The organism is Sporomusa aerivorans (assembly GCF_041428895.1).
In the GTDB taxonomy this organism is placed as follows: domain Bacteria; phylum Bacillota; class Negativicutes; order Sporomusales; family Sporomusaceae; genus Sporomusa; species Sporomusa aerivorans.
Map to the genome: position 1 here is coordinate 4,552,726 of NZ_CP156926.1, position 21,614 is coordinate 4,574,339.

20 protein-coding genes are annotated in these 21,614 nt (G+C 40.8%); 7 read left to right on the forward strand and 13 right to left on the reverse strand.

Features of this window, described 5'->3' with window-relative positions; translation table 11 throughout:
- Positions 1 to 273 precede the first annotated feature (273 nt).
- Together SATMO3_RS22015 and SATMO3_RS22020 are read right to left on the reverse strand one after the other, a co-directional pair.
- A complete protein-coding gene (locus SATMO3_RS22015) occupies positions 274 to 2,343 on the reverse strand; it encodes a sigma 54-interacting transcriptional regulator (RefSeq protein WP_371371917.1) in 2,070 nt (689 codons plus the stop codon).
- 368 nt (positions 2,344 to 2,711) lie between these two features.
- The gene (locus tag SATMO3_RS22020) at positions 2,712 to 3,563 is read right to left on the reverse strand and encodes an epoxyqueuosine reductase (protein ID WP_371371918.1); all 852 of its coding nucleotides are present in this window, start codon (positions 3,561 to 3,563) and stop codon (positions 2,712 to 2,714) included.
- A 361-nt stretch (positions 3,564 to 3,924) separates the two neighbouring features.
- Here SATMO3_RS22020 and SATMO3_RS22025 point away from each other — a divergent pair, with 361 nt between their 5' ends.
- The 4 genes from SATMO3_RS22025 (at position 3,925) to SATMO3_RS22040 (ending at position 8,204) form a co-directional block, all read left to right on the forward strand.
- Entirely contained in the window at positions 3,925 to 4,740 is an 816-nt protein-coding gene (locus tag SATMO3_RS22025; RefSeq protein ID WP_371371919.1) for a hypothetical protein, read from the forward strand.
- Positions 4,740 to 5,864, forward strand: coding sequence for an ATP-binding protein (locus tag SATMO3_RS22030; protein WP_371371920.1), 1,125 nt, complete (start codon positions 4,740 to 4,742; stop codon positions 5,862 to 5,864). Before SATMO3_RS22025 ends, SATMO3_RS22030 begins: the two co-directional genes overlap by 1 nt.
- A 6-nt stretch (positions 5,865 to 5,870) precedes the next feature.
- Entirely contained in the window at positions 5,871 to 7,280 is a 1,410-nt protein-coding gene (locus SATMO3_RS22035; protein WP_371371921.1) for a VWA-like domain-containing protein, read from the forward strand.
- A 138-nt stretch (positions 7,281 to 7,418) separates the two neighbouring features.
- The gene (locus SATMO3_RS22040) at positions 7,419 to 8,204 is read left to right on the forward strand and encodes an enoyl-CoA hydratase/isomerase family protein (RefSeq protein ID WP_371371922.1); all 786 of its coding nucleotides are present in this window, start codon (positions 7,419 to 7,421) and stop codon (positions 8,202 to 8,204) included.
- Here SATMO3_RS22040 and istB read toward each other — a convergent pair.
- The 8 genes from istB to SATMO3_RS22080 all read right to left on the reverse strand — a co-directional run bounded on the left by istB (position 8,178) and on the right by SATMO3_RS22080 (position 14,651).
- Positions 8,178 to 8,915 (reverse strand): IS21-like element helper ATPase IstB, encoded by a 738-nt coding sequence (gene istB, locus SATMO3_RS22045; RefSeq protein WP_371371064.1) that lies wholly within the window; start codon positions 8,913 to 8,915, stop codon positions 8,178 to 8,180. The genes SATMO3_RS22040 and istB overlap by 27 nt on opposite strands.
- Positions 8,912 to 10,420 (reverse strand): IS21 family transposase, encoded by a 1,509-nt coding sequence (gene istA / locus SATMO3_RS22050; RefSeq protein ID WP_371371065.1) that lies wholly within the window; start codon positions 10,418 to 10,420, stop codon positions 8,912 to 8,914. The genes istB and istA overlap by 4 nt, the downstream gene beginning before the upstream one ends.
- A gap of 294 nt (positions 10,421 to 10,714) precedes the next feature.
- Positions 10,715 to 11,098: a bacteriohemerythrin gene (locus SATMO3_RS22055; RefSeq protein ID WP_371381766.1), complete on the reverse strand. Its 384-nt coding sequence runs from the start codon at positions 11,096 to 11,098 to the stop codon at positions 10,715 to 10,717.
- Positions 11,099 to 11,358: 260 nt separating this feature from the next.
- Positions 11,359 to 11,883: a hypothetical protein gene (locus SATMO3_RS22060; protein WP_371371923.1), complete on the reverse strand. Its 525-nt coding sequence runs from the start codon at positions 11,881 to 11,883 to the stop codon at positions 11,359 to 11,361.
- Between the two features lie 115 nt (positions 11,884 to 11,998).
- Positions 11,999 to 12,391, reverse strand: a complete 393-nt coding sequence (locus tag SATMO3_RS22065) for a hypothetical protein (RefSeq protein WP_371371924.1) — start codon at positions 12,389 to 12,391, stop codon at positions 11,999 to 12,001.
- Between the two features lie 396 nt (positions 12,392 to 12,787).
- Positions 12,788 to 13,246, reverse strand: a complete 459-nt coding sequence (locus SATMO3_RS22070) for a VOC family protein (protein ID WP_371371925.1) — start codon at positions 13,244 to 13,246, stop codon at positions 12,788 to 12,790.
- Positions 13,247 to 13,514: 268 nt separating this feature from the next.
- Complete coding sequence (locus SATMO3_RS22075; protein WP_371371926.1) at positions 13,515 to 14,417, reverse strand: NAD(P)H-binding protein; 903 nt, start codon at positions 14,415 to 14,417, stop codon at positions 13,515 to 13,517.
- Positions 14,418 to 14,429: 12 nt separating this feature from the next.
- Positions 14,430 to 14,651, reverse strand: a complete 222-nt coding sequence (locus SATMO3_RS22080; protein ID WP_371371927.1) for a hypothetical protein — start codon at positions 14,649 to 14,651, stop codon at positions 14,430 to 14,432.
- Positions 14,652 to 14,934: 283 nt separating this feature from the next.
- Between SATMO3_RS22080 and SATMO3_RS22085 the strand changes: the two genes are divergently transcribed.
- Positions 14,935 to 15,864: an AraC family transcriptional regulator N-terminal domain-containing protein gene (locus tag SATMO3_RS22085; RefSeq protein WP_371371928.1), complete on the forward strand. Its 930-nt coding sequence runs from the start codon at positions 14,935 to 14,937 to the stop codon at positions 15,862 to 15,864.
- Between the two features lie 194 nt (positions 15,865 to 16,058).
- Here the strand turns inward: SATMO3_RS22085 and ltrA are convergent, their stop codons facing one another.
- The 3 genes from ltrA to SATMO3_RS22100 form a co-directional block, all read right to left on the reverse strand.
- Positions 16,059 to 17,357, reverse strand: coding sequence for a group II intron reverse transcriptase/maturase (gene ltrA / locus SATMO3_RS22090; protein ID WP_371371929.1), 1,299 nt, complete (start codon positions 17,355 to 17,357; stop codon positions 16,059 to 16,061).
- A gap of 619 nt (positions 17,358 to 17,976) precedes the next feature.
- Entirely contained in the window at positions 17,977 to 18,663 is a 687-nt protein-coding gene (locus tag SATMO3_RS22095; protein WP_371371930.1) for a hypothetical protein, read from the reverse strand.
- A gap of 306 nt (positions 18,664 to 18,969) precedes the next feature.
- Complete coding sequence (locus SATMO3_RS22100) at positions 18,970 to 19,590, reverse strand: class I SAM-dependent methyltransferase (protein ID WP_371371931.1); 621 nt, start codon at positions 19,588 to 19,590, stop codon at positions 18,970 to 18,972.
- A 336-nt stretch (positions 19,591 to 19,926) separates the two neighbouring features.
- Between SATMO3_RS22100 and SATMO3_RS22105 the strand changes: the two genes are divergently transcribed.
- Positions 19,927 to 20,418, forward strand: coding sequence for a pyridoxamine 5'-phosphate oxidase family protein (locus tag SATMO3_RS22105; protein ID WP_371381767.1), 492 nt, complete (start codon positions 19,927 to 19,929; stop codon positions 20,416 to 20,418).
- A gap of 338 nt (positions 20,419 to 20,756) precedes the next feature.
- The gene (locus SATMO3_RS22110) at positions 20,757 to 21,476 is read left to right on the forward strand and encodes a TerC family protein (RefSeq protein ID WP_371371932.1); all 720 of its coding nucleotides are present in this window, start codon (positions 20,757 to 20,759) and stop codon (positions 21,474 to 21,476) included.
- Positions 21,477 to 21,614 lie beyond the last annotated feature (138 nt).

Below are 21,614 nucleotides of genomic sequence, written 5' to 3' on the forward strand. Positions count from 1 at the left end.
ATCCTTTCATTAGATTCTGTCTTCATGGATTGTTGCTTAGACAAGTGCTATATATAGTTGCAAGTTTTATGCCATCCGCTCATCACTTGCAAAAACAGGTATACTAAGCTTTCCGGAATGTCCTTTTAGCCTGCTTTGTAAAAAAATAAGATTTTTTCTCAAATTTATACTTTTATGTTAGAGCCTGATTTTCCGGCAAACAAAAAGCAACTTCCTATTTTTCACAAATCGGGAAGTTGCTTTTATTTCTTTTATTATGTATGTACTGCCTGATTAAACTTTTATATTATATTCTTTAATCTTTCTATATAATGTAGCCTTAGATATTTCCAGCATCTCTGCTGCCACAAGGATATTATCATTAGCCCTCATTAGCGCAACCTGAATGGCTGTCTTTTCCCAGCTCGCAATCGAAAGTAAAATATTTTCTTCTTCGGTTGAATCTTTGCCATTAAACTTACCAGTTTTCTCACTCAATATGTTATCCGGCAAGCAATTCAGTGTAATTGTATTATCCTTGCTGACGTTGATGGCATAAATCATAGCATTTTCTAATTGCCGGACATTTCCCGGCCAACTATAGCTCAGTATTTTTTCTCTGGCTTCGGCATGTATTAGCGGAGTTTTGCGGCCAACCTTCTGGCAATATTTTTTAATAAAATAATTACTAAGAATTTCGACGTCATTTTCCCGGTCACGTAAAGCCGGTAGCTTTAGCATTAAAACCGACAGTCGAAAAAAGAGATCCTTGCGAAACAAATCCTCTTCCATTATCTTTTTTAAATCTTTATTGGTAGCTGCAATTATGTTGAAATCAACTTTTTTATAGTTTCGTCCGCCTATGCGGATAACCTGCTTATTCTCTATAACCCGCAACAAAACCGGTTGGAGTTCTAGCGGCATATCGCCAATTTCATCCAGAAAAAGCGTACCGCCATTAGCCAATTCAATCTTGCCGGGCCGGCCGCTTCGATCAGCCCCGGTAAAACTGCCACCTTCGTAGCCAAATAATTCGCATTCAATCAAGTCTCGCGGCAATGCAGAACAATTAACCGCTATAAACGGACCTTGCGAACAACGTCTATTGTGAATGGCCTGGGCAAAAATTTCCTTGCCAGTGCCACTCTCCCCCGACAATAAAATAGTCTCCTGCAAACCAGCAAAGCGGTTTCCCAACTCGATCACTTCTTTTATAGCCTTGCTTTCACCGATTATATCGGCAAATTTATATTTGGCTATAGCGCCGGATCTGCTGTTCACCATGGCATTGATTTTTTTTACATGATTGAATCTGAGTATCGCCCCGGTTAATTGAGTATTTTGGGTTAATACCGGGTGAATTTCTATAAGATAAGACTGCTCATCTTTATTTGTGCAGATCATCTCTTCAACACTGCTTTTCTCACCTTTAGCCACAAACTCCATAAGACTGGAATTCGCATCTAAAAAATCCCTGATATTTTTTCCGGCGATTTGCCCCGGCTTCAGATTAAAAATCTGCAGTCCCTGCTGGTTCATTCGAATTACCTGACCCGTTTGATCGACATTGACAATACCTTCATCGATGCAATCCAATGTGGCTTCAAGCGTATCATACGCGAGTCTAAGATCCTTGTTTACAGAACTTACATACTGATTATTTTTCTCAAGTTCAATCTGAACTTGTATGGCTTCCGCCATCGCAATAATCAGCCCTAACGTATGAATACACAGCTTTTGATAATTACTGTCCAAAACGGGGTTGATTAACTCTTGATTTAACACTAAAGTAGCAATCAGCTCTCCTTTTTCATCTTGAATAGGCGCCGATGAACCAATCATATTTTGATAGTAAATGGAATATTGCTCCGGTCCAATTATCTGTATCGGACATCTATAGCGCATACTTAATACATGGGAGCAAGTCCCAACCGTACTTTCATTGAAAATCTTCCCAGGCATAAGCCTATCATAATCAACATTTTGGGGAAATGCGCCAGTAAATAACAACAGCACACCATTTTTATCAAATAAGTACAGCGAGTAACCCGAAGAATCCACCAGACTTTTAAAAGAGTTAAAAAGCTTTTGGGTAATATTAATTAAAAGCTTATTTTTATCCAATAACCCCTCAAGTTCTTTACTATTTAGACTTTTATCAATTCTCGTTTGAAAAGGATCTATTCCCAAATTACGTGACCTAATCCAGGATTCTGCTACAGCCTGATTTATGGCCGAAAAATCACATGGATTTTCTGATTCATTTTTTAAAAAACGTTCTCTGTTTTGGGTCATAGCTTCCCATCGTTCTTTAGTTACAAACTGCAGGCCATGTAAAGCTACAGAGCCATTTTCACTAAGCATATTTACCGTCCTCCGCTGTCAATGAAACGCACTTGTATTAGTTTGATAATTCTACTTATTCCAAAGAAACCCCTCCAGGATTCACCTTATAACCGTAATCTTCAAAGCGTGATTGATTTCCCTGCGGCAATTATTTTTAATAAACATTAGTAACTTTCTAGAAAATATCTACTTAAAATATTCATTAAACATACAGGACTTATGTACCTGTTTCCATCATTTGATCATACGGAAACAGGCCACAAGTCCTGTATCTACTATCTATTCAGCTAAAATGCCGGTCATGCGGCATCTGCCTGCGCAGCCGTTGAGTCAAAAAACCTTCTCTTGACTATTCGCCTAACAAGCAGAACCTGACTTTTGATTCATTATGTTGGTATACCGTTCTCGCAAGGTACTGCTGTTTGGCACATGCCGCACCCATAACCATCCAGTCCAAATCTTTCTTTATTATAATCAGTGGAAGGTCCTCGCAAAAAGGCCCGGCATTTCATTTTATTATGCCCTTCTTTGGTCAGGGCCCCCGGCGTACATCGCTTAATACACGCCAGGCAGGTTCCCTTAGTATAATAAAGGCAATACTCGTGAATATCCGTATAAGGGCGTTTATCAGGCTGTACCTTAAGCCGGATTATAATAGAACCGGTTCTATGCGCCTTGCCGACAGGAGTTATCAACGCATCGCAGAAACCAAAGGTACCTAGTCCGGCGGCATGGGCCATATGCCGTTCCGACCATTTGGAGGTTATCACTTGCTGAGGATTTTCCAGCCTTGTCCATTCAGGCTGAAGCACAGGCGCAATCACTTCGTAGCCTGCTTCTCTAAGAGTTTTCACCAGGTATTCGCGTACCGCTTCATTGATGGATTCTCCGAAGATTCGTGATCTGCTCCAGCGTTCAGACGGAAAATGCGTCTCGGCTCTAAGCGATGCCTTGGTTTTCTCTGTTTGCGGCAGTATCCAGCTAACAATGGTTAGCTCATCTTCCGTGAAGTTGCTTTCAGGATAGGCTTTCGCGAAAATTTCCGCCGGCGTCCAATGCTCAGTCCCACAAACATCAGGTGATTTGTATTTTTTAAAGATATCGTCTGCGCCAGAAGCAAAGCCAACAAGCGGTATATCCCACATTTTCTCCTCGCCAAAATTACCGCCCATACGATTTACATCTGTTCCCAAGAAATCAACTATCAGGGATCTCAACCACGCCTTCCGGTCTTGCATATAATTTTCTCCTCCTTTGACAGTTTTCTTTTTTCGGTACTTCTGTACCGGAATTTCATCAATCATACCGGTAAGTGACTATTTATATTCCGATATTCTGTCTATAATATCATAATTCCTCCCTAAACGCCGTTATCCCGCCTCCTGCCTATGATGACGCTCTTTGCACATCCTTTTGGCGGCGGCTTCATATTGTCAATAATCCAAACTTTCAAAACAATCCTTCAAGAAGTGCCGAAACCCTCCCCGCGCTTCTTTCTAGACCCTTTTTTTATACAGTGGTATAATTATCCTATTTAGATTAACTTAAAATCATAAGTAGAAATTACATATAAAAAATAATGACAAAGGAACGTAACATATGGAAGAAGCAAAGCTTATTAAAATGATAATGAATAACCCGAATACTATAGCCTCTATAAGTAATCCTACAAACGAGATGAAGTTATTGGCTGTAAAAAAAAATGGACTGGCGTTGGAATATATAAAGAATCCAACCATTGAGCTGCAAGAATCCGCCATAGCCAATAATGCCCGGGCGATTCAATTTATAAATAACCCTACAGAAGCTATGATGATAAAAGCTATTAATGCTGGCTGGAGTAACTTAGAGTATATTAAGAATCCAACCGATCAGTTATTGAGATTGGCTATAAATCAAGCCGGCTGGGCTATTAAATATGTTAATAACCCCAGTGAAGAATTGCAATTGTTAGCTGTCAGGAAAAATTACGATTCCATAAAGTTTATAAAAGAACCTTACGCAAGTGTCCAAGAAGAAGCTGTAAAAATAAGTTATGACGCATTAAGATATATAAATTCCCCCACCCATAATACCGAGCTTATAGCTATCAAAAATAGCGAGAAAGCTATTACGTTTATAAATGATTTGGCTAAAAATAAAATATTAGAGTTTATGAAAGTAAATATTTTAGTAATTAAGTATGTCGTGAAAGAAATATCTAAAGATGAATTGGAACAAGTGTTAGAGGAAACCTTGTCAAAGGAAGATGTTGAAGAAAAATATGTCAGAGATTTTTTAAACTGTAGTACTATAGAAAAAAATAGCGACCTTATGCCAATGGACAAGCTAATGTTTATTTATAAGCATGGCAGTAAAAAGGCAAAAAAAATAGCTGTAGATGAAAAGCTGAAGATGATATGGAGAGATAGATAATGAATTATATAGATACATTAAAAAGTGTTGACTTAGTACTGTCAACGGGAGAGGTACCTTTAATAGTTGGTGAAAGCGGCATAGGCAAAACAGCTTTAGCCAAGGAAATTGCTAAAACCAATAACTGGAGTTTAATTGTTATTAACGGGAATCTCCTTAAAGAAGGTGAAATCGGCGGTCTCCCAACCATAGATTCTTATATGCGAGTTAATACTGAAGGAGCTACGGTTGAAAAGAAAACTACAGTATATGCCGTCCATAATAAGCTAAAGGAAATCGATGAAGAAATATCTAAGGGAAAAACAGTTCTGCTATTTATAGACGAGATCAATCGTTGTGAACATACAGTCCAACAGGAACTTATGAATATAATCTTAAACAGGGAAATTAATGGCTATAAGTTACACGAAGGCGTAAAAATAATAGCCGCTATGAATCCTTCAAGTAAATATGGTGCGGATTTTGATTACCAGGTTGTCGATATGGATGCAGCGCAAGAAAACAGATTTGTGTGGTTATACATGGAGCCAGATTACAAACAGTGGCTAGCTTGGGCAATCGATGCAGGCATTGAGCAAAAGGTTATAGAGTTCATCTCCACCTTCCCGGATTATTTGCATAAAATAAACGAAGAGGACATAAGGGCTACGCCCAGGAGCTATGAGAGAATCTCCGGCATTTATAAAATTTATCAGGAGAAGAAAGCTTCCATACCCAGAGCCGTGTTTTTAAATGTTATAAGAGGAAACGTGGGGAAATTTATTGCCGAAGAGTTTGTTAGCTTTGTTGAATCAGATTACAGTCCCCTGCTATCTTATGAAGATGTTTTTGCAGGCGATACTCTTCCTGACTCTATTATAGAAAAAGTAAAAAACGAAAGTCATACACGACTTTATCTGGCAGCAAAAAATATTCTAAAAATCTTAGAAGCAAATATAAAAAATCATAAGGCTGATTCAAGTTATATTGACAGACTTATTGAGTTTTTAAGAACCTATCCAGTGGATTTAATGATAGGAATCATGAAAGATATTAAAAACAGTTATCCTGAGGTATACAAACAGGCCATAGAAACTGAAGCCTTTGTAGAATCCTATTTTAAATCTTATAGCTTAATAAGGTGATATTCTATGGAAACACATTTTGAAACCCTGGCAAAAGGGCTTTATGAACAAGCCAACAAAATTATTGACGTTTTTTTAAAGGCAAAACGTCTAGACCCTAAGACTAAGCTAAGTATACCAAAAGATTTTCAAAAAGAGTTTTTTAGCCTTGTAGATAAAGTAAATGTAAGTCTTATGGAAGACAAAGATAATTTCTATGGATATTTTTTGCTGCAAATGTCAAGAGAAATACGATTTGATATAAGCAGTCCCACCGCTGTGAATTTTAAAGGAGCTAACTATGTTATCTATTTTAATCCCCTAATTTTTTTGAATCTTACTATAAAACAAATGGAGACTACCATTAAACACGAAATACTCCATATAGTATCCATGCATTTAATAAGAGCAAAAGAATTTAAGGCTGGCTATAGCCCATTAGCTGTTAATATGGCAATGAATATTGTAGTAAATACATATTTAGAGCATCTCCCGCCCTATGCGGTTACATTAGAATGGGTAAATTTAAATTATTCTTTAAAACTCCTGCCCTTTGAACCTTTTGAATACTATGTAGAAAAACTTCAAACCGCCCTAGACCTACTGGAAACAGCTGAAGATGAAACAGAGGATGAGAGTAATTCAGCTGAAAAAATAGAAACTGATTATAATCCTGAAAAAACCCATGATATTTGGGAAGAATCCAATGATATAGATGAAAAGACACTTAAAGAATTTACTGAGAAGTTTATTGCTAATTCTCACAAAGGCAGTATTCCAAATTATTTAGAAAACATGCTAGCAAAGCTTAAAAATAGCAAGGGTGAATTGCCTTGGAATCTATATCTTAAGAGGTTAATGGGAGCTGTTGAAAGTAATAAAAAGAAGACTATAGCACGAAGAAACAGGCGACAGCCCGATAGATTAGATTTAAGAGGTCAGCTTAGCAGTCATAAAGCCAAAATTGCTGTTGCGCTTGATATAAGCGGGAGCATCAGTGATGAGGAATTTAACCAGGCCATTAAAGAAGTATTCGCTATGGTAAGAAATTATAATCATGAGGTTACCATTATCGAATGTGACAGTGAAATCAGACGTGTGTATAAAGTCAAATCTGTAAAGGATGTAAAAGATAGAATTAATATAAGAGGAGGCACTAAATTTACCCCAGTTTTTGAATATGCCAATACTCACAAGATGGATCTGCTGGTGTATTTTACTGATGGCAAAGGTGAAGATGAGCTTAGATCAATACCCAGGGGGTATAAAACTCTATGGGTTATTTCCGGGAACGGCGACAAGCTTTCGCTAAAGGAAGCTTATGGGGCAGTAAAAAAACTTAAAGATATTGAAATAAAGAATACTGCATTAGATATGAATGATGTTAGTTTTAGAGACGGATATTCCATGAATGACCAGGAAAAAATCCATATTTAATTTTTCAACCAGAGTCCAGGTTCTTCGAGAGCATCTCAAACTTCGCGTAAATGGTACCAATATCCAAAAACAGATGGCCGTTTCTGCAGCTTGTACAGATGTAACTCGCCAGGGAACCAAAAAACAGGAGGCGTGGAAATGGGCTTTAACAGTATACATATTGAAGAGATAGCGGGACGAATCGGAATTATCGTATTAGATCGGCCGGAAAAACGTAATGCTATATCGATCGAGATGCGCCGCGAAATTTCAACTTGTTTAAATACATGGAAATCTTCAACTGTTGGTGCTGTTATAATTACCGGAGCCGGTTCTACTTTTAGCGGAGGGTTTGATCTGTCAGAGTTCAATCAGCCAGAACTGTTTGACGAATTATTTGTCTCATCATCCCAGTATCATAGAGATATTTGGAACTTTACTAAACCTGTTATTGCCGCGATTAACGGTCCAGCGTTGGGAGGAGGCTTTGACTTAGCAACTCTTTGCGATATAAGAATTTGTTCTGGGAACGCGCTCTTTGGACACCCTGAGATAAAATTTGGAGCGCCTCCAATTATTACACCGCTTAGATGGATTATCGGCGAAGGTCTAGCTCGCGAAGTCTGTTTAACTGGTCGAAAGATTAGTGCATCAGAAGCATTGCGGATGGGTTTGGTAAGTGAAATTGTTGATGATGGAACTTTAATTCAGAGAGCAACAACATTAGCAGAAATAATCCTCGAGGCACCTGTTGACACTCTCGAATTCACTAAACAGTTTTTTGCAAGCACCGCTGGACATGGATTTGAAAAATCTTTCTATGAGGAGCATGACCGCGCCTTTCGTGAAGTTCTTTTGCCAAAAGCTGTAAGCAGTCAATCAAAATGCAGAGTTTTCCGCCACAAAGTGCAGAGTTTTTCAAGTAATACTTTTGCGGTGCTTTAAGCGATAACTGTCACCAGTCATATTGATAATCTCGCAGTGGTGGATTAGGCGGTCAAGAATGGCTGTTGTAATCGTTGCATCGCCAAGGAACTCAGCCCACTCGTCGAACCCTTTGTTTGATGTAATAATCATCGAAGTACGCTCGGCCATAGAAGACACAAAGCTAAAGAATAAATTAGCCTCTGCCGGGGAGAGTGGCATAAACCCAACTTCGTCAACAATCACCAGAGCAGCCTTACTTAAATATCTGAGTCGACGTTTGCTGGCTCTGGAAATTTCGGACGTTTTTAGAATCTTCATAAGGGTATCCAAGGTTTCAAACGCCACTGCATAACCCAAGTTCAGCCCCTTCACCGCCAGGGACAAAGCAAGATGGGTTTTACCAACGCCGGGAGGCCCCAACAAGCAAACATTGTATGCTTGTTCAACCCACGTCATATCACTTAGCCGCAACATCTGTTCCTTGGAAACACTGCGTTGAAAACCGAAATCAAAAGAATCCATGGTTTTCTCAGCAGGCAGGCTTGCTCTGCGGCGGCGTAGCAGATTCTGTTTTTGTACTCGAAGCCGTTGCTGTTCCAGTAAAAACAGTTCTACACTCTCCACGGGTGTTAGTGAATTTTTACCTGCAAAAAGTGCTTCAAAATCCACGGGAGTCATGCGTAAATCAGAAAGTAGTCCAGTTACCCGGTCAATTGGCCGCATCATCATCGGTCACCACTTTCCTTGGCATAGACATCAAGCGAGCGCTTTTGCGTTGTCACATGATACTTTGCATTGCTCATCGGAAGGGGCAACTCTGGCGGCTGGGGTTGTTTAAAGGCATTGTGTTCCAGATAGTCTTTTATGTAATTCGCGCTGTAAAGGTTACTGTACTGGCAAAAACCTACAGCTTCCAGGACAGCGTCTACAGCATATTGGTCGCAGAGCGTATGGATCAGCTTAAATTGATCTCTGGCATACCGGGATTTCTCTGTACGGATCGTTTGGAGAAAGTCATCCGCCTTGGCAAGAAGAAGCGTACCCAGTGCAACCTGCATCTGGTTCAGAGAGCTGGTTCTGTCGCGCTGGTGGCTTCTGCTTTGGATGAGCAGACCCCGACCGTTGGAAATGCGATGTTGGCAAATGCGATCGCCAAATACAGTCTGAATGTATAAAATGCCATCTTTGGGCACAATACAAACCTCTTTTTGCGCATTGTAAGTGCCAAGTGGAACGGAATAACGGTTGCTGTCATAAATAACGGTATTGTCCTTGCGGACAGTTCTACATAGGTGAGCGCCGTTATTTTCTGCGCAATCGACCAGCGGCCGTAAGTATTCCCGTTCTTCGGCAAATACTTCGGCAGGCACACGCTTTGTTGTTCCGTGAATTTTTGCGTTTGCGGTACGCTCCAACCAATCCAGGCAGCTGCTGTTTAGAATATCATCATCCACGTAAAGCCGGTTTTCCAGAAAATTGCCTTTCACATATTTCACGGTGCTTTCCACCTTCCCCTTGCTTTCAGGGTCAGCACCACGGCACATATAAATACTCAGTTTGCACTCCTGCCGAAGTTTTTCAAATTCATAAGTATGTATGATATCACCGGCATTTTCTGCCACGCAAACGATACTATCCTGGTCAAAAACCATCTCTTGCGGCATTCCGCCCATATACCTGAAGCATTGGTGACATACTCGCACCAAATCCGAAGCGGTGTAGGGGCGGCTCTGTAATTCGGCATATTTAAAACGGGAATGTGCCAGAACAAAAGCTGCAGCATAGACCTTGATGCGGCCACCGTCTACATTTTTCAGCCACTTCTCGCCAAAGTCTACTTGCAATTGCTGCCCCATTGGCAATTCAGGAACAGCTGCATAATCTCGTTGATTGAGTGCTTTGCGCAGATCATACTCATTCCGCAGGTTCTTTACATACCGAGAGACCGTTCGTTCGCTAAAGGTCGCGCTGTAGTGTTCTTTTAACCAATCACAAACCTGTGCTGCGCTAAGCGTAGGATAATCCCGTAGCCAGCTGATGATTGTGTCCTGGTAATCGTCTAGCAGCCTGACCTTGCAGACCGTGGCGACATTAGATTCATACTCATCCACCGTCATATTCCAGTAGCGGTCCACTGTTCTCCAGTTGATGCCAAGACTTTTCGCCACGGTATCTTTTCGGAATCCGCGTTCTTTTAGTTGATGTATTTTGCTATACACAGAATATCCCTTCATTTCTAGCAGCCTCCATACTCAGCGTGCTTCTATTGTATCAGCTGACTGGAAACTGTGTAGTTATTGGCGAAAAACTGTGTGCTTTGTGGCGAGAAAGTTTGTAGTTCTACTGGCTTAAAACTCTGTATTTTAGTTTACCATTTACAAAAGCAAAGGAAGGACTAAAAAAATGATTTCACTGCTGCGGCAGATTCCTCGTCCCACAGCACCTACACTCTATCTGGCGGGACAAGATAACCCTTTTGTCCCGCCAACAAAAAGCCGTCCAGCAGGACGAACCCGCAGGCGGCTTTGCTACAGTTTATAATTCATATCCATTTTCATAATATGTCCTAAAAACCATTGGTTCAGGAAAGGCAATAACTGTATTGCCACTGCGGTCTGTCCGTTTTGAACGTTAGCTTTAAACTCATTGATTTTTCCCAAAAAAACTTGATGTTGCGTTTTCTGCACGGCAAGATCAGGATGATTTTTTTCGCTCAAATATTTTTCTTCGGCGCTGAAGTGAGACACAGTGTAGTTCGCTAACTCGTTTATCAGTGGGTTTAGCAGATCCTTGCTTTTTCCCTGGCTCATTGCCTGATGCAGTTGACCAATCATATCAACCATTTTCTTATGATCATTATCAAGATTCGGAATGTTTACACTGAAACTACTGTCCCATCCTTTTAAAGCTATGGCTTTCCCCTCCTGTTATTCCTATTAGTAATTTTAATTCTAGCAAGTAAACCTTACAGGTTTGTGACAAATTGCTTACAAATTACAGAAAACACGGGGACAGGACCATGTTTTGATTAAACATAGTTCCTGCCCATTTTGACATTTTTGCTGCATAATATGCTTGCCATCATGCTATGGTTACAGGAGCTCTGCCTGATTCCTTTCTGAAATCATAAGTCTTGCGAGCCCCAAACTCATTAGACGGGCATTTCGCCCGTCTAATTTGCGTCCCGCGCCTGAAAACCACCTCCAGAATTAGTTCCATAACATGACAAGTTGTAGTTAGTATAAACAAAATTTACACCGATACTTTCAATATGCCTTGTAATTCTTATTATAAAAGGTTGTATAGCTGTTTGGTCAGTCACAAATTTGAAAGTCATAAAGTGGTCATCACCAGAACTCCCAACTTGTCCACCGACTTCAAAATGTCCATGGTCAAGCATACGAAATTCTAGAAAAGCGTCTGAATCATAATCCCTAATCACAGTCGTACCATCTAAGGTTTTTCGCATTTCATCTAAGTCCATGATAAGCCTGCGTATTTCATTTACAGAAAAACAAAAATGACTCTTCCCGCTGAACTCACCAGAAATAACCCTTACAGAAAATGTATAATGTTGTTGCACCAGATACTTAGCTTGTAAAACCAGCAGTTTGCTATCTTCATTAGTTTCCAATCGAATAACATCATCTAAAGATATCATTACGCTTACCTTGCCGTTACTCAGAATTACAATCACTCATAAATCCATTAATACAATCTTCATATTGCTTCCTTAAAAAATGAAGTGAAGAGACATTTTCTAGCCAGTCAATATCCTTCCCGATATAGGTAGGGCATCCAGTCCTATCTATCTATTGATTGGCTATATCCATGTTCCCTGTAAAATGTTCTACAAGTATTTCTACTCCTTGCAATCCGCCAACACCGTTATAATCAACATTACAAAATACAAATTGCCTTTCATAAACTTTGATCCTTTTATCAAAAATTGCTATAATTTTTTCTTCACTTTGCATAAATATATCTGAGTTTTTTGCGATATAAGAAGTTTTCATTTGTGGCAATTGAATTCTATCTTCTAAAACGGTAGTATTTAACACCTCAATACCAATCCAATTATTTTTATCATCATACAACAGATTTCCTAAAAGATTGACTATTGTTCTTACTGTAGTTCCATCAAATTCTCTAAAATAAATGTATATACTAGTCGAATTACCATGCCTTGAAACTGTTAGCCTCATACTTTTATAACACCTCTAAAAGACTTCATTTTCTTACCAACTAAGTGTGTCAAGGGGACAGGTCCTTCGACACAGCCAATCTTCTAATCATTTCACGGTTCATGCCTAAGATCGCTGGAATTCCTCTTAGAGAGAGGTTGGATTTCTCCATAAGCAGCTTTACCAGATCCTCTCTTAGTAGTTTATTAGTTATATTTCTCAGATCATTGATTCCCATTCCTTTTTCAGTCAAATACCGATTTATATATTCAGTCTTAACTGATCTATTTCCTTTTCTTCACAAACATCAAGAAAAGATTATTACATCACCTTTATTTCGCATTCACTTTGCCACTTAATACAGGTTACTCTGGTACAAGGAAAATATAACAAAGCCTGAAAGATGGATATTCTGTTCTATCTAACGAAATGTATTACTTCGATGATATTGCCTTCCGGATCGCGAATATAGGCCGCCGAAAATTTCCCTAGATTATCAGTATCTTCTGTTACGGTTGCACCTAACTGTTGACCACCATGGGCCAGAGCCTTTCGCAGGATATTATCAACTGAGTCTACATGAAATACTAAACTAGTAACCCCCTGAAGATTGGGTATTATATCGTGTTTTCTTAAACTGGTTTGATCATAGCTGATGATTTCAATAGCCGGACCATCTTCATAACCTGGCAAAACCAATTGAATTCCGCTAATTCCTGCATTCTTCAATTCAGTCAGTCCAGCCAGCCATTTGCCTGAAAAATTAAATTCATCTGAGCGTGGCTGGCACTGAAATACGTCAATGTAGAAATTCGCCAGCTTTCTCCACTCTTTTGCAAGCAGAGTTGAATATACGTATTTAATTTTATTCTCCATGCCATTCACTCCTTAGAGAATCGAACATACAAAAATAAGACTAATATGGCAGATTTATTTAAAATATTACATAATTTATGCTGCGGAAGTAGAAATCATTTTTCAATGAGCTATCAACTGCAGCATAAACTATGTCATCCCTTGATTCTTCTTTCCACTGTATAGCCGTCAACTACGTTTACTTAATTTGTGGGATTATACTTTGTGTGCTTCTATTGTGTCTCAGGATATCCATCCTTTGTGCAGTAAGTTGACTCGCAACCAGTTGTTACTGTTTCTTTAGTTTATACAATGGCAGTAACGTTTCGTTGACAAACCTTTCATAAGATATGGGCGTCGAGTTGTCTGCCGAGCGTGGATTCAACATTTGTATATGGCCCGCATTCATTGCGTCTGCCACTTCGAGAATGAGTTGAATGATGTGTTCGGAAAAATTGAGGTCCAGCAAATCCTGCCGGGTTTTTTCTTTGGAATCCTGAACATAAGTTAGACCGGGATGTTGAATGGCTTTTCCAATAATGGTGGCAACTTCGAGCATTGTAAGATCCTGGTTTCCGTGAAGTTCGCGGATTTGCTTGCCCTGAAAATCAAGTTTCAACAAGGCCTCTCCGGCGGCAAAGCCGACATCCTGTGTAGCAATAAAAGGAAACTTTACATTGGGACTAAACGGGCCTGCTGCTGTATGACGAGCTAGAATATTGTCGACCTGGGAAAAGGTATTTTCCATGAAGTAGCCTGGACGTATATGAAGCACATTCAAACCGGCAATGCGGTTCAGACGTTGCTCAAGCTGGTGCAGACCGGCGACGGGTCCGGTTCCTTCATGTTTATCAGCGCCCCAGCTGCTTAAGGAAACGGCGTATTTTACTGTCGCTTTTTCCAAAGCAGGCATAATCGCATCCATGATCCGGTCCTGATAGGCGCGAAAGTTGTTGCTTGTAGCAATATAGTTAGGCTGGAGCATGACATAGACTGCTTTTGCCCCGGTGAAAGCCTCCGTCAGCGCTGCCTGGTCTGCTGGCTCAGCAACAAAGACATCAGCACCTTTGTCGGCAAACGTAGCCAGCCGTTCTGCATCCCGGCCAAGCACCCTTACCTGTTGTCCTTTCTCTATTAAGTAATTTGCCACGACACTTCCTGTTCGGCTAGTTGCACCTGTTATTACATACATTGTGTTTTCCTCCTAACGAATTCTTGTTAATGTTCCGTCGATATTTTTTGTTGCGTAGATCGGGCCTAAGGCAGATCCAATATCGTAATACATCCGGTCTGTCGAACTGTAAATTAGCGGATTTAGCTTTTTGGCAACCGGCAGCCCGTTTTCACCGAGTACATTTTCTTCTGCCTTAACATCCAGGATTTCACCGATGAATTGAGTTTCACTGCCAATCTCGACAACTTGCATATGTGCCGACAAGCCATACTGGCATAGGCATTCCAAACGTTTTTGCTACAATCGATTTTTTCAATGGTCATTCTCCTCTCAATATTTTCGCGGTATATTGCACAAAAAAGTCACGCACTATGACAGGTGTTTTTCTGACTACCCTTATTATCCACCATTAAGAACTTGGGGCGGTAGAGCATTCTACTCAAAACATTGCCTAATTATATCAAGCATGCTAAAATTTAAATATGTTAAGCAGCAAATTTCACCGGTGTTTATCGAAAGAAGAGGTGAATTAATCATGGCAACAAGTGTGGATATAGATAAGATTACGGAAAAACAGACAGAATTGGTTCAACATATTAAACGGTACGCCACAACCGACGGAAGTCATTCGACAGCGATTGCCTCATTGCACTTTTCTCGTACCTCCTATCTCGAAGGCCCTGTCTATGCGGTTCAAGGGCCGGCCTTGTGCATTATTGTTCAGGGAGCAAAAAAGTTCATGGTGGCTGAAAGCAGTTATTGTTACGATCCGTTCCATTACCTGGTAGTATCGCTGGATTTGCCGCATATTGGGCAAATCACGCAGGCCGATCCCCAATTTCCCCTATTATGTATGAGCCTGCATTTCGAACCGGAGTTGATTTTTGACATTATCCAAAATACCGGCCTGTCCATGAGTGTGGAAAGCAATTCGCACCGAGGCATGTTTGTGGGAGAAATCAATCTGCCTCTTTTGGATGCATGCTGCAGGCTGGTCAGGCTCCTGGAGACGCCACAGGATATTCCGGCGCTTGCCGCCTTCGTAATAAGGGAAATATTTTATCGCATTCTTCAAGCCGAACAAGGGGATTTTTTAAAACAAATCGGAATAAGCGACAGTCACGCCCGAAAAATCGCTGAAGTCACCCGCCTTATCAAGCAAGAGTTTGCTAAACCGCTGCGTATTGAGAATTTAGCAATGGCCGCCAACATGAGTGTTGCATCTCTGCACCGTCATTTTAAGCAAGTTACGGCGATGAGTCCCCTGCAATATCAGAAACAATTACGCTTGCAGGAAGCACGCCGCCTTTTGTTGTCGTCGCAAATAAATGCCGCGGATGCAGGCTTCCAGGTTGGGTATGAGAGCCCTTCACAGTTTAGCCGTGAATATGCACGCATGTTCGGGTTACCACCAAAAAGTGACGCGAAACATCTGCGGGATTCACTTAGTCTGAGTTCAAACTGATTTTGCTGCATAACAAAACACCCGGTAAATCGTATGTTGGCGAAATATCCGGGTGTTTATAGCTCTTCATTAATTTGATTTTATTAAGAATGAACAACGGTCGAGTAGAAGCACGCCTCACGGCGCGCCCCCCTCACAGAACCGGACATGCCCTATTAAGGCATCCGGCTCTTCATAGCAGCATTTACTGATAATTAGCCATAAATATTCACATAAATTCTTGCTCTTGCAAGCGGAAAACGCTCTTCGAGTTTTGCAAACCCTTCCCAAGTCAGGCTCCTCTTCTGGCTCCTTCGATTGAGGACTTCAATCAGCTTACGCCGTACGCGGTATCCATATGCATTAATGCCGCTGCTATTGTCGGTTACCCCATAGTAGTGGTAGTGTCCAGTCAGTTTGGCGTTCACTTGCTTGATTAATTCTCCCATTTCCATATGCATGTTCTTAAAGAGCCATTGCGCGATTACTTTTAGCTTCGCTTTGAATTTCTTCCTGCTGGTTTTCCTCTTGACGCGAAATATTCCGTTCTTACTTTTGCCACAGTAGTGCGTGAATCCAAGAAAATCAAATGTTTCCGGTTTTCTGCCATTGCGCTTGATTCGTCGCTCTTCCGCGAAACGTCCAAATTCAATTATCTTTGTTTTATCTTGGGCGATTTCTAAGTTGAATTTTCTCAGTCTTTCTATCATCTTTTCATAGAAGATTTCTGCATCGTCTTGGTACTGGAAGAAGCATACGTAATCATCGGCATATCTTATCAGATATGCCTCGCCTCTGCTTTCTCGCTTTACTTTCGCCGTAAACCATAGGTCTAGCACATAGTGCAGGTACACGTTCGCTAGTGTTGGGGAGATAATTCCTCCCTGCGGCGTTCCGCTATCGGTTTCATAGACTTTGCCCTCTTGCATGACTCCAGCTCTCAAGAATCGCTGTATCAGCCGTAGTAGATTCGGATCTTGAATTCGTTCTTGCAAAAACTTCATCATCCACCCATGCTCTACATTATCAAAGAAGCCTTTAATATCCGCATCTACAACGTAGCTAACCTTCTTTGTTTCGATGATTCTAGTGACTTCCTTCAACGCATCGTGACTGTTTCTTCCCGGTCTAAATCCATACGAGCAGTCCAGAAATTCCGTTTCGTAGATCACTGTCAGGATTTCAGTGAGGGCTTTCTGCACTAATTTATCTTCGTAGGCTGGTATTCCTAGCGCTCTTTTCTTGCCATCACCTTTCGGGATATATGCTCTCTTTACAGGTTGTGGCTTGTATGCCTGCCGCTTCATTCTTTCCAGAAGATTATCGATGTTTTCCTGTAGTTTCTCATCATATTCCTCTTTTGTTACAGCGTCAATTCCAGTTGCTCTATCTTCCGCCAATTTGCTATGGGCAGCTTTCAGACTGTTCTCGTCAAGAGCATGAATTAGTGCTTGCAGTTTCATTCTCGGTCTTCGTTTGGCTAATTCGGCTATCCTTGTCAGTTTTGTTTCCAATGTCTCTCTGCCTCCAGTGCAGCATTGTTTCCCTTTTCAAGGGCACTGTTATGTTACGCCCTTCCCTCTGCAGGCATTACTCTGCTTCCTCAGTACTATGGCGTAATCCGACTCCCTGACATCTATTTGGCTTCCTCGTCATCAACTTGTAGGCCATACTTTTTTTTTTTTTTTTTGAGGACGACAGGGTCTCCCAAGTTCACACGAAGTAACGTTGTGCAGCATGCCAAGACCTACGATCCCGGGGCGCCGGGCTTAACTCGCCTTTACGCTAAGCCCAGTGTTGTCTTCTGCTCGTCCCATACATCGACCTTTCCCATTAAGAGTTTCGGGATTCTACATCTTCAGCTTATGCTTTCGGCCTACTACCTTTCCTGCCTACGCTTAGACCTGGCGTTACCGCTTCAGTCCCAAGGCTAGATACTGAGTGGTTGGCTAGACCTTCTCAGGCGGGATTCACACCCGCTATACTCCGTGCGCTTCTTGGCGCACGGGACGTTCCTTTTTTTGTCACTATATAATGTGTCATGAAAGGAACGTCCCTTCTGTCCACTCCAGACTCTTTCCATTTATCGGCCGATGCTTACGATTAGTATGTAAGTAGTAAAACCTGTAATATTCATTTTAATGTTCCTATAATACCGTTCTTTTCGCTGATTATCTTAGTTTGGAAAAATTTATCGTTAATCCACTTCCTAACCAATTTAATTACGTCCTGTTCATCGGGATATCTTAAATCCGTCCTTTCCCAATAAGTACTGTTATTAGCCTCAGGAACTTTTTCATTAAAGAAGTTAAAATTTAGCTCCTTCTCTTCTTTTGTTTGTTCCCCTTTATTCCAAATCGTTACACCTTGCTCACCTATATAAGCATAAGCTCGAATAATATGACCATTAATCGCTTTTGCCCAAGCATGATATTCTATTGTACGATGCGTGGCAAAATACTGAACTTCTGGAAACTCACTGCTTAGCTTGATAAGAAGTGGTGTAATCTTATCGGGATATCTTGAATCTCCCGAATCAGGAAGAGAACAACCAATAATTAATATCCACTCACCTATTTGCGGAGTTACATAAACTTCTCCATTATCACGATATGCCGCGGTGATACCATTTGACCAATCAGATTCTTTAACATCCTTTAGCTTTAGAGACTCGACTACCTTTTGCGTATCATTTGTTTTAATCGCAAGCCATGAACACTTATATCCAAATTCTATTGGCTCAATATCATCTATAGCAATATTACTTGCTTCAACAGGGATAAATCCTAAAACTAGCAAATGAATAAGCTTATTATACATATTTTAAGCAAGCAAATCTCTCCTCTAACTGTACTTCATGATTGAAAAAGGGGACAACGGGGACGGGGTTGTCGGCACCATATTCAGAACAAGTCCCGTGACTGACAGTCGTCTTACCCACAGGTGTCAGGGGAATGGGGTGTGCCTCAGAGCGGAACAGGCTTTCCTTGACCGGCGTGAACACTAAGAAGACCGGCGGCAGGGAGAGCCTTTGGGGAGGTATCCCGCAGCCCTAAGTAGGATAGCGCATCCTGTTATACGGTACAAAGCGAGAACCCTCCGGGATGAAGGAAGTTAACGTTATATTTATAGTTCATTTTTACATTTTATAATTGTAAATTTTATTGAAGGTTTATTAACACTTACCTCATTAATTTCTGATATTTCTACTAAACCATATTTCCCAAATTCTTGTTTTACTGAATCAGAATCATAAAAGAACATTTTTACGCCGCTCATTATCTCGAAATAGTCTTTACCTAGTTGTTTGCCCTGTCCAAACATGGGAGCTTCTTTTGAAACACTTGTAAAGATCATATATCCGTTAGGTTTTAACTGGCTATAGCAATCTTTAATAAATTTCGCTCTCTCAAAATTATTCAATAAATGAATGAGTGCATAGCAAAATATACCGTCATAAAGTTTGTTATCAAAAGGCATATCGGTTACTGAGCCATGATAGATTTTGGTATTAACTCCATTTTGTCTTGCCAAATTAATCGCGGTTTCTGAAATTTCTATTCCTGTTACATTAATTTCGTGGTCAATAAAAACCTTTGCATTTCTACCATAGCCAAACCCTGGTATCAATATGTCTTTAATTTTCTTTTTAAGGAAAAAATCCTTTGTCAGAATTGCGGATTCTGAAGGTTCAAATCCCCACATTGTTTGTTTTTCAATAAAACTTGACTCCCAGAATTCTGTCATATCGCTGCTCCTTAGAACTATTGTTGGCAAAGCCCATATTCACAATATTAGTATACCCTAAAAATAGGCAGTTACAGCATGTCACAGGGGACGGAGTTGTTGGCACCATTTTTAGGGCTCGAAGCTCCGTTACCTAAAAACGGTTTCCTCTTGCCGTGACAGAGTGACTTGGAGGAAGTACCTTGGTAGGCTTGCCTTTACTTATTAACTTAAGTAGGTTATACTAACTATGTATTAAATTTGCCGCCGGGTAAACGTCTTTTACTCATTCCGTTAGGCCTTTGAAGGAATGAATTTCAGGCGTTTTTTATTTTATTGATAAAAGAGGTTTTTATGGTGTTTAGAGAAATGCGTCGCAAAAAACAGGTTTTATCCTTAGCGGAAAATATACAGGTTCTAAATCGTGGAACGTCAGGTGTGTTAGCTGTATCCGGGGATGCTGATTATCCCTATGCGGTTCCGCTTAGTTATGTATATCATGACAATAAGATTTTCTTTCATTGTGCTAAATCAGGTCATAAACTGGATGCCATTGCCAGAAGCGAAAAGGTTTCCTTTTGCGTAATTGATAAGGATCAGGTGGTGCCGGAAGAATATACAAGTTATTTTCGTAGTGTTATTGTATTTGGCAAAGCTCGTATTCTGGTAGATGAAGCAGAAAGAAGAAGCGCCCTTGAAACTTTATCTGCAAGATATTCCCCCGACCATGAACAGGGCCGCTTGCAGGAAATTGAAAGGGAGTTTAAAGCTGTTTGCATGATAGAGCTCACTATTGAACACATGAGTGGCAAAGAAGCAATTGAGCTGGTTAAAGCCAAGCACCGCTAAACTAGTTAGGTAAGTAATCGTGTAAACACCGGGAATGTCGCGGGGACGGGGTTATCGACATCATTTCTAAGGTTTGCATCTCCGTTATCAAAAAGCATTTTCCATTAAAAACAATTTCCTCTTGACGTGACTATTCATCCCTTATATAATAATACTATAATATATCAAGGGGAGTAACCAACAAGCAAAGTCGACAATGCGGCGAAAGCCCGGCTTTGCTGGCCTTAAGTGCTGGTGAGACCTTGCCTATAAAGGTAAGGTCTTTTATATTTTCCGAACTTTAAGCTGACCTTGCCTAATCTAGGCAAGGTCCTTTTAATTAAAAGGAGGAAAATATCATGGAATTTATAACAACCGATCTTTTGTGGAGTTTGCTGACTATCATTTTTATTGATTTGATCCTTGCCGGCGATAACGCTATCGTGATTGGGATGGCAGCGCGCCAGTTGCCTGCTGAACAGCAGAAGAAAGCCATATTCTGGGGTACGGCCGGTGCAATCAGCATCCGTCTCGTCTCCTCGCTGATAGTAATATGGTTATTGCAAATTCCCGCCTTAATGATGACCGGTGGCGTCCTGCTAATCTGGATCGCCTATAAACTGTTGACGGATAAGAAGGATCATAATACTATAGCCTCACATACCAGCCTCAGCGCTGCTGTACGCACTATCGTGATCGCCGATGGAGTCATGGGTATCGATAATGTCATGGCGGTTGCCGGTGTAGCCCATGGCGATCTCGTGCTGGTTGCCACAGGAATACTCATCACCATTCCTCTTATTATCTGGGGCAGCACTGCCTTTATCAGGATAGTAGACCGTTATCCTATAGTAGTTTACGCTGGCGGCGCAATACTCGCCTGGACGGCAGGCGGCATGATAGCCGGGGACTCACTGATTGCTAAATACATCCCTTTACTCACTCAGCTAAAATGGATTTTCAGCTTGACGATAGTTGCCGCTGTTTTAGGTGCTGCAATATTGAATAAACGCCATACTGTGAATGCACAGTCCCACATTGACAATGATCAGACTATTAGAGGCGAACACCAAGCCTAACTCGGATGAAATTCTGAGCTACCCGTTTGATAGGCAAAGCTTCGTTTTCCAGCTAACAAATTACTCTTAGAACAAAAATAAGCGAAGAATTCCCACATAAAGGAATTCTTCGCTTTGCTTTTATGATACGGGTAGGGA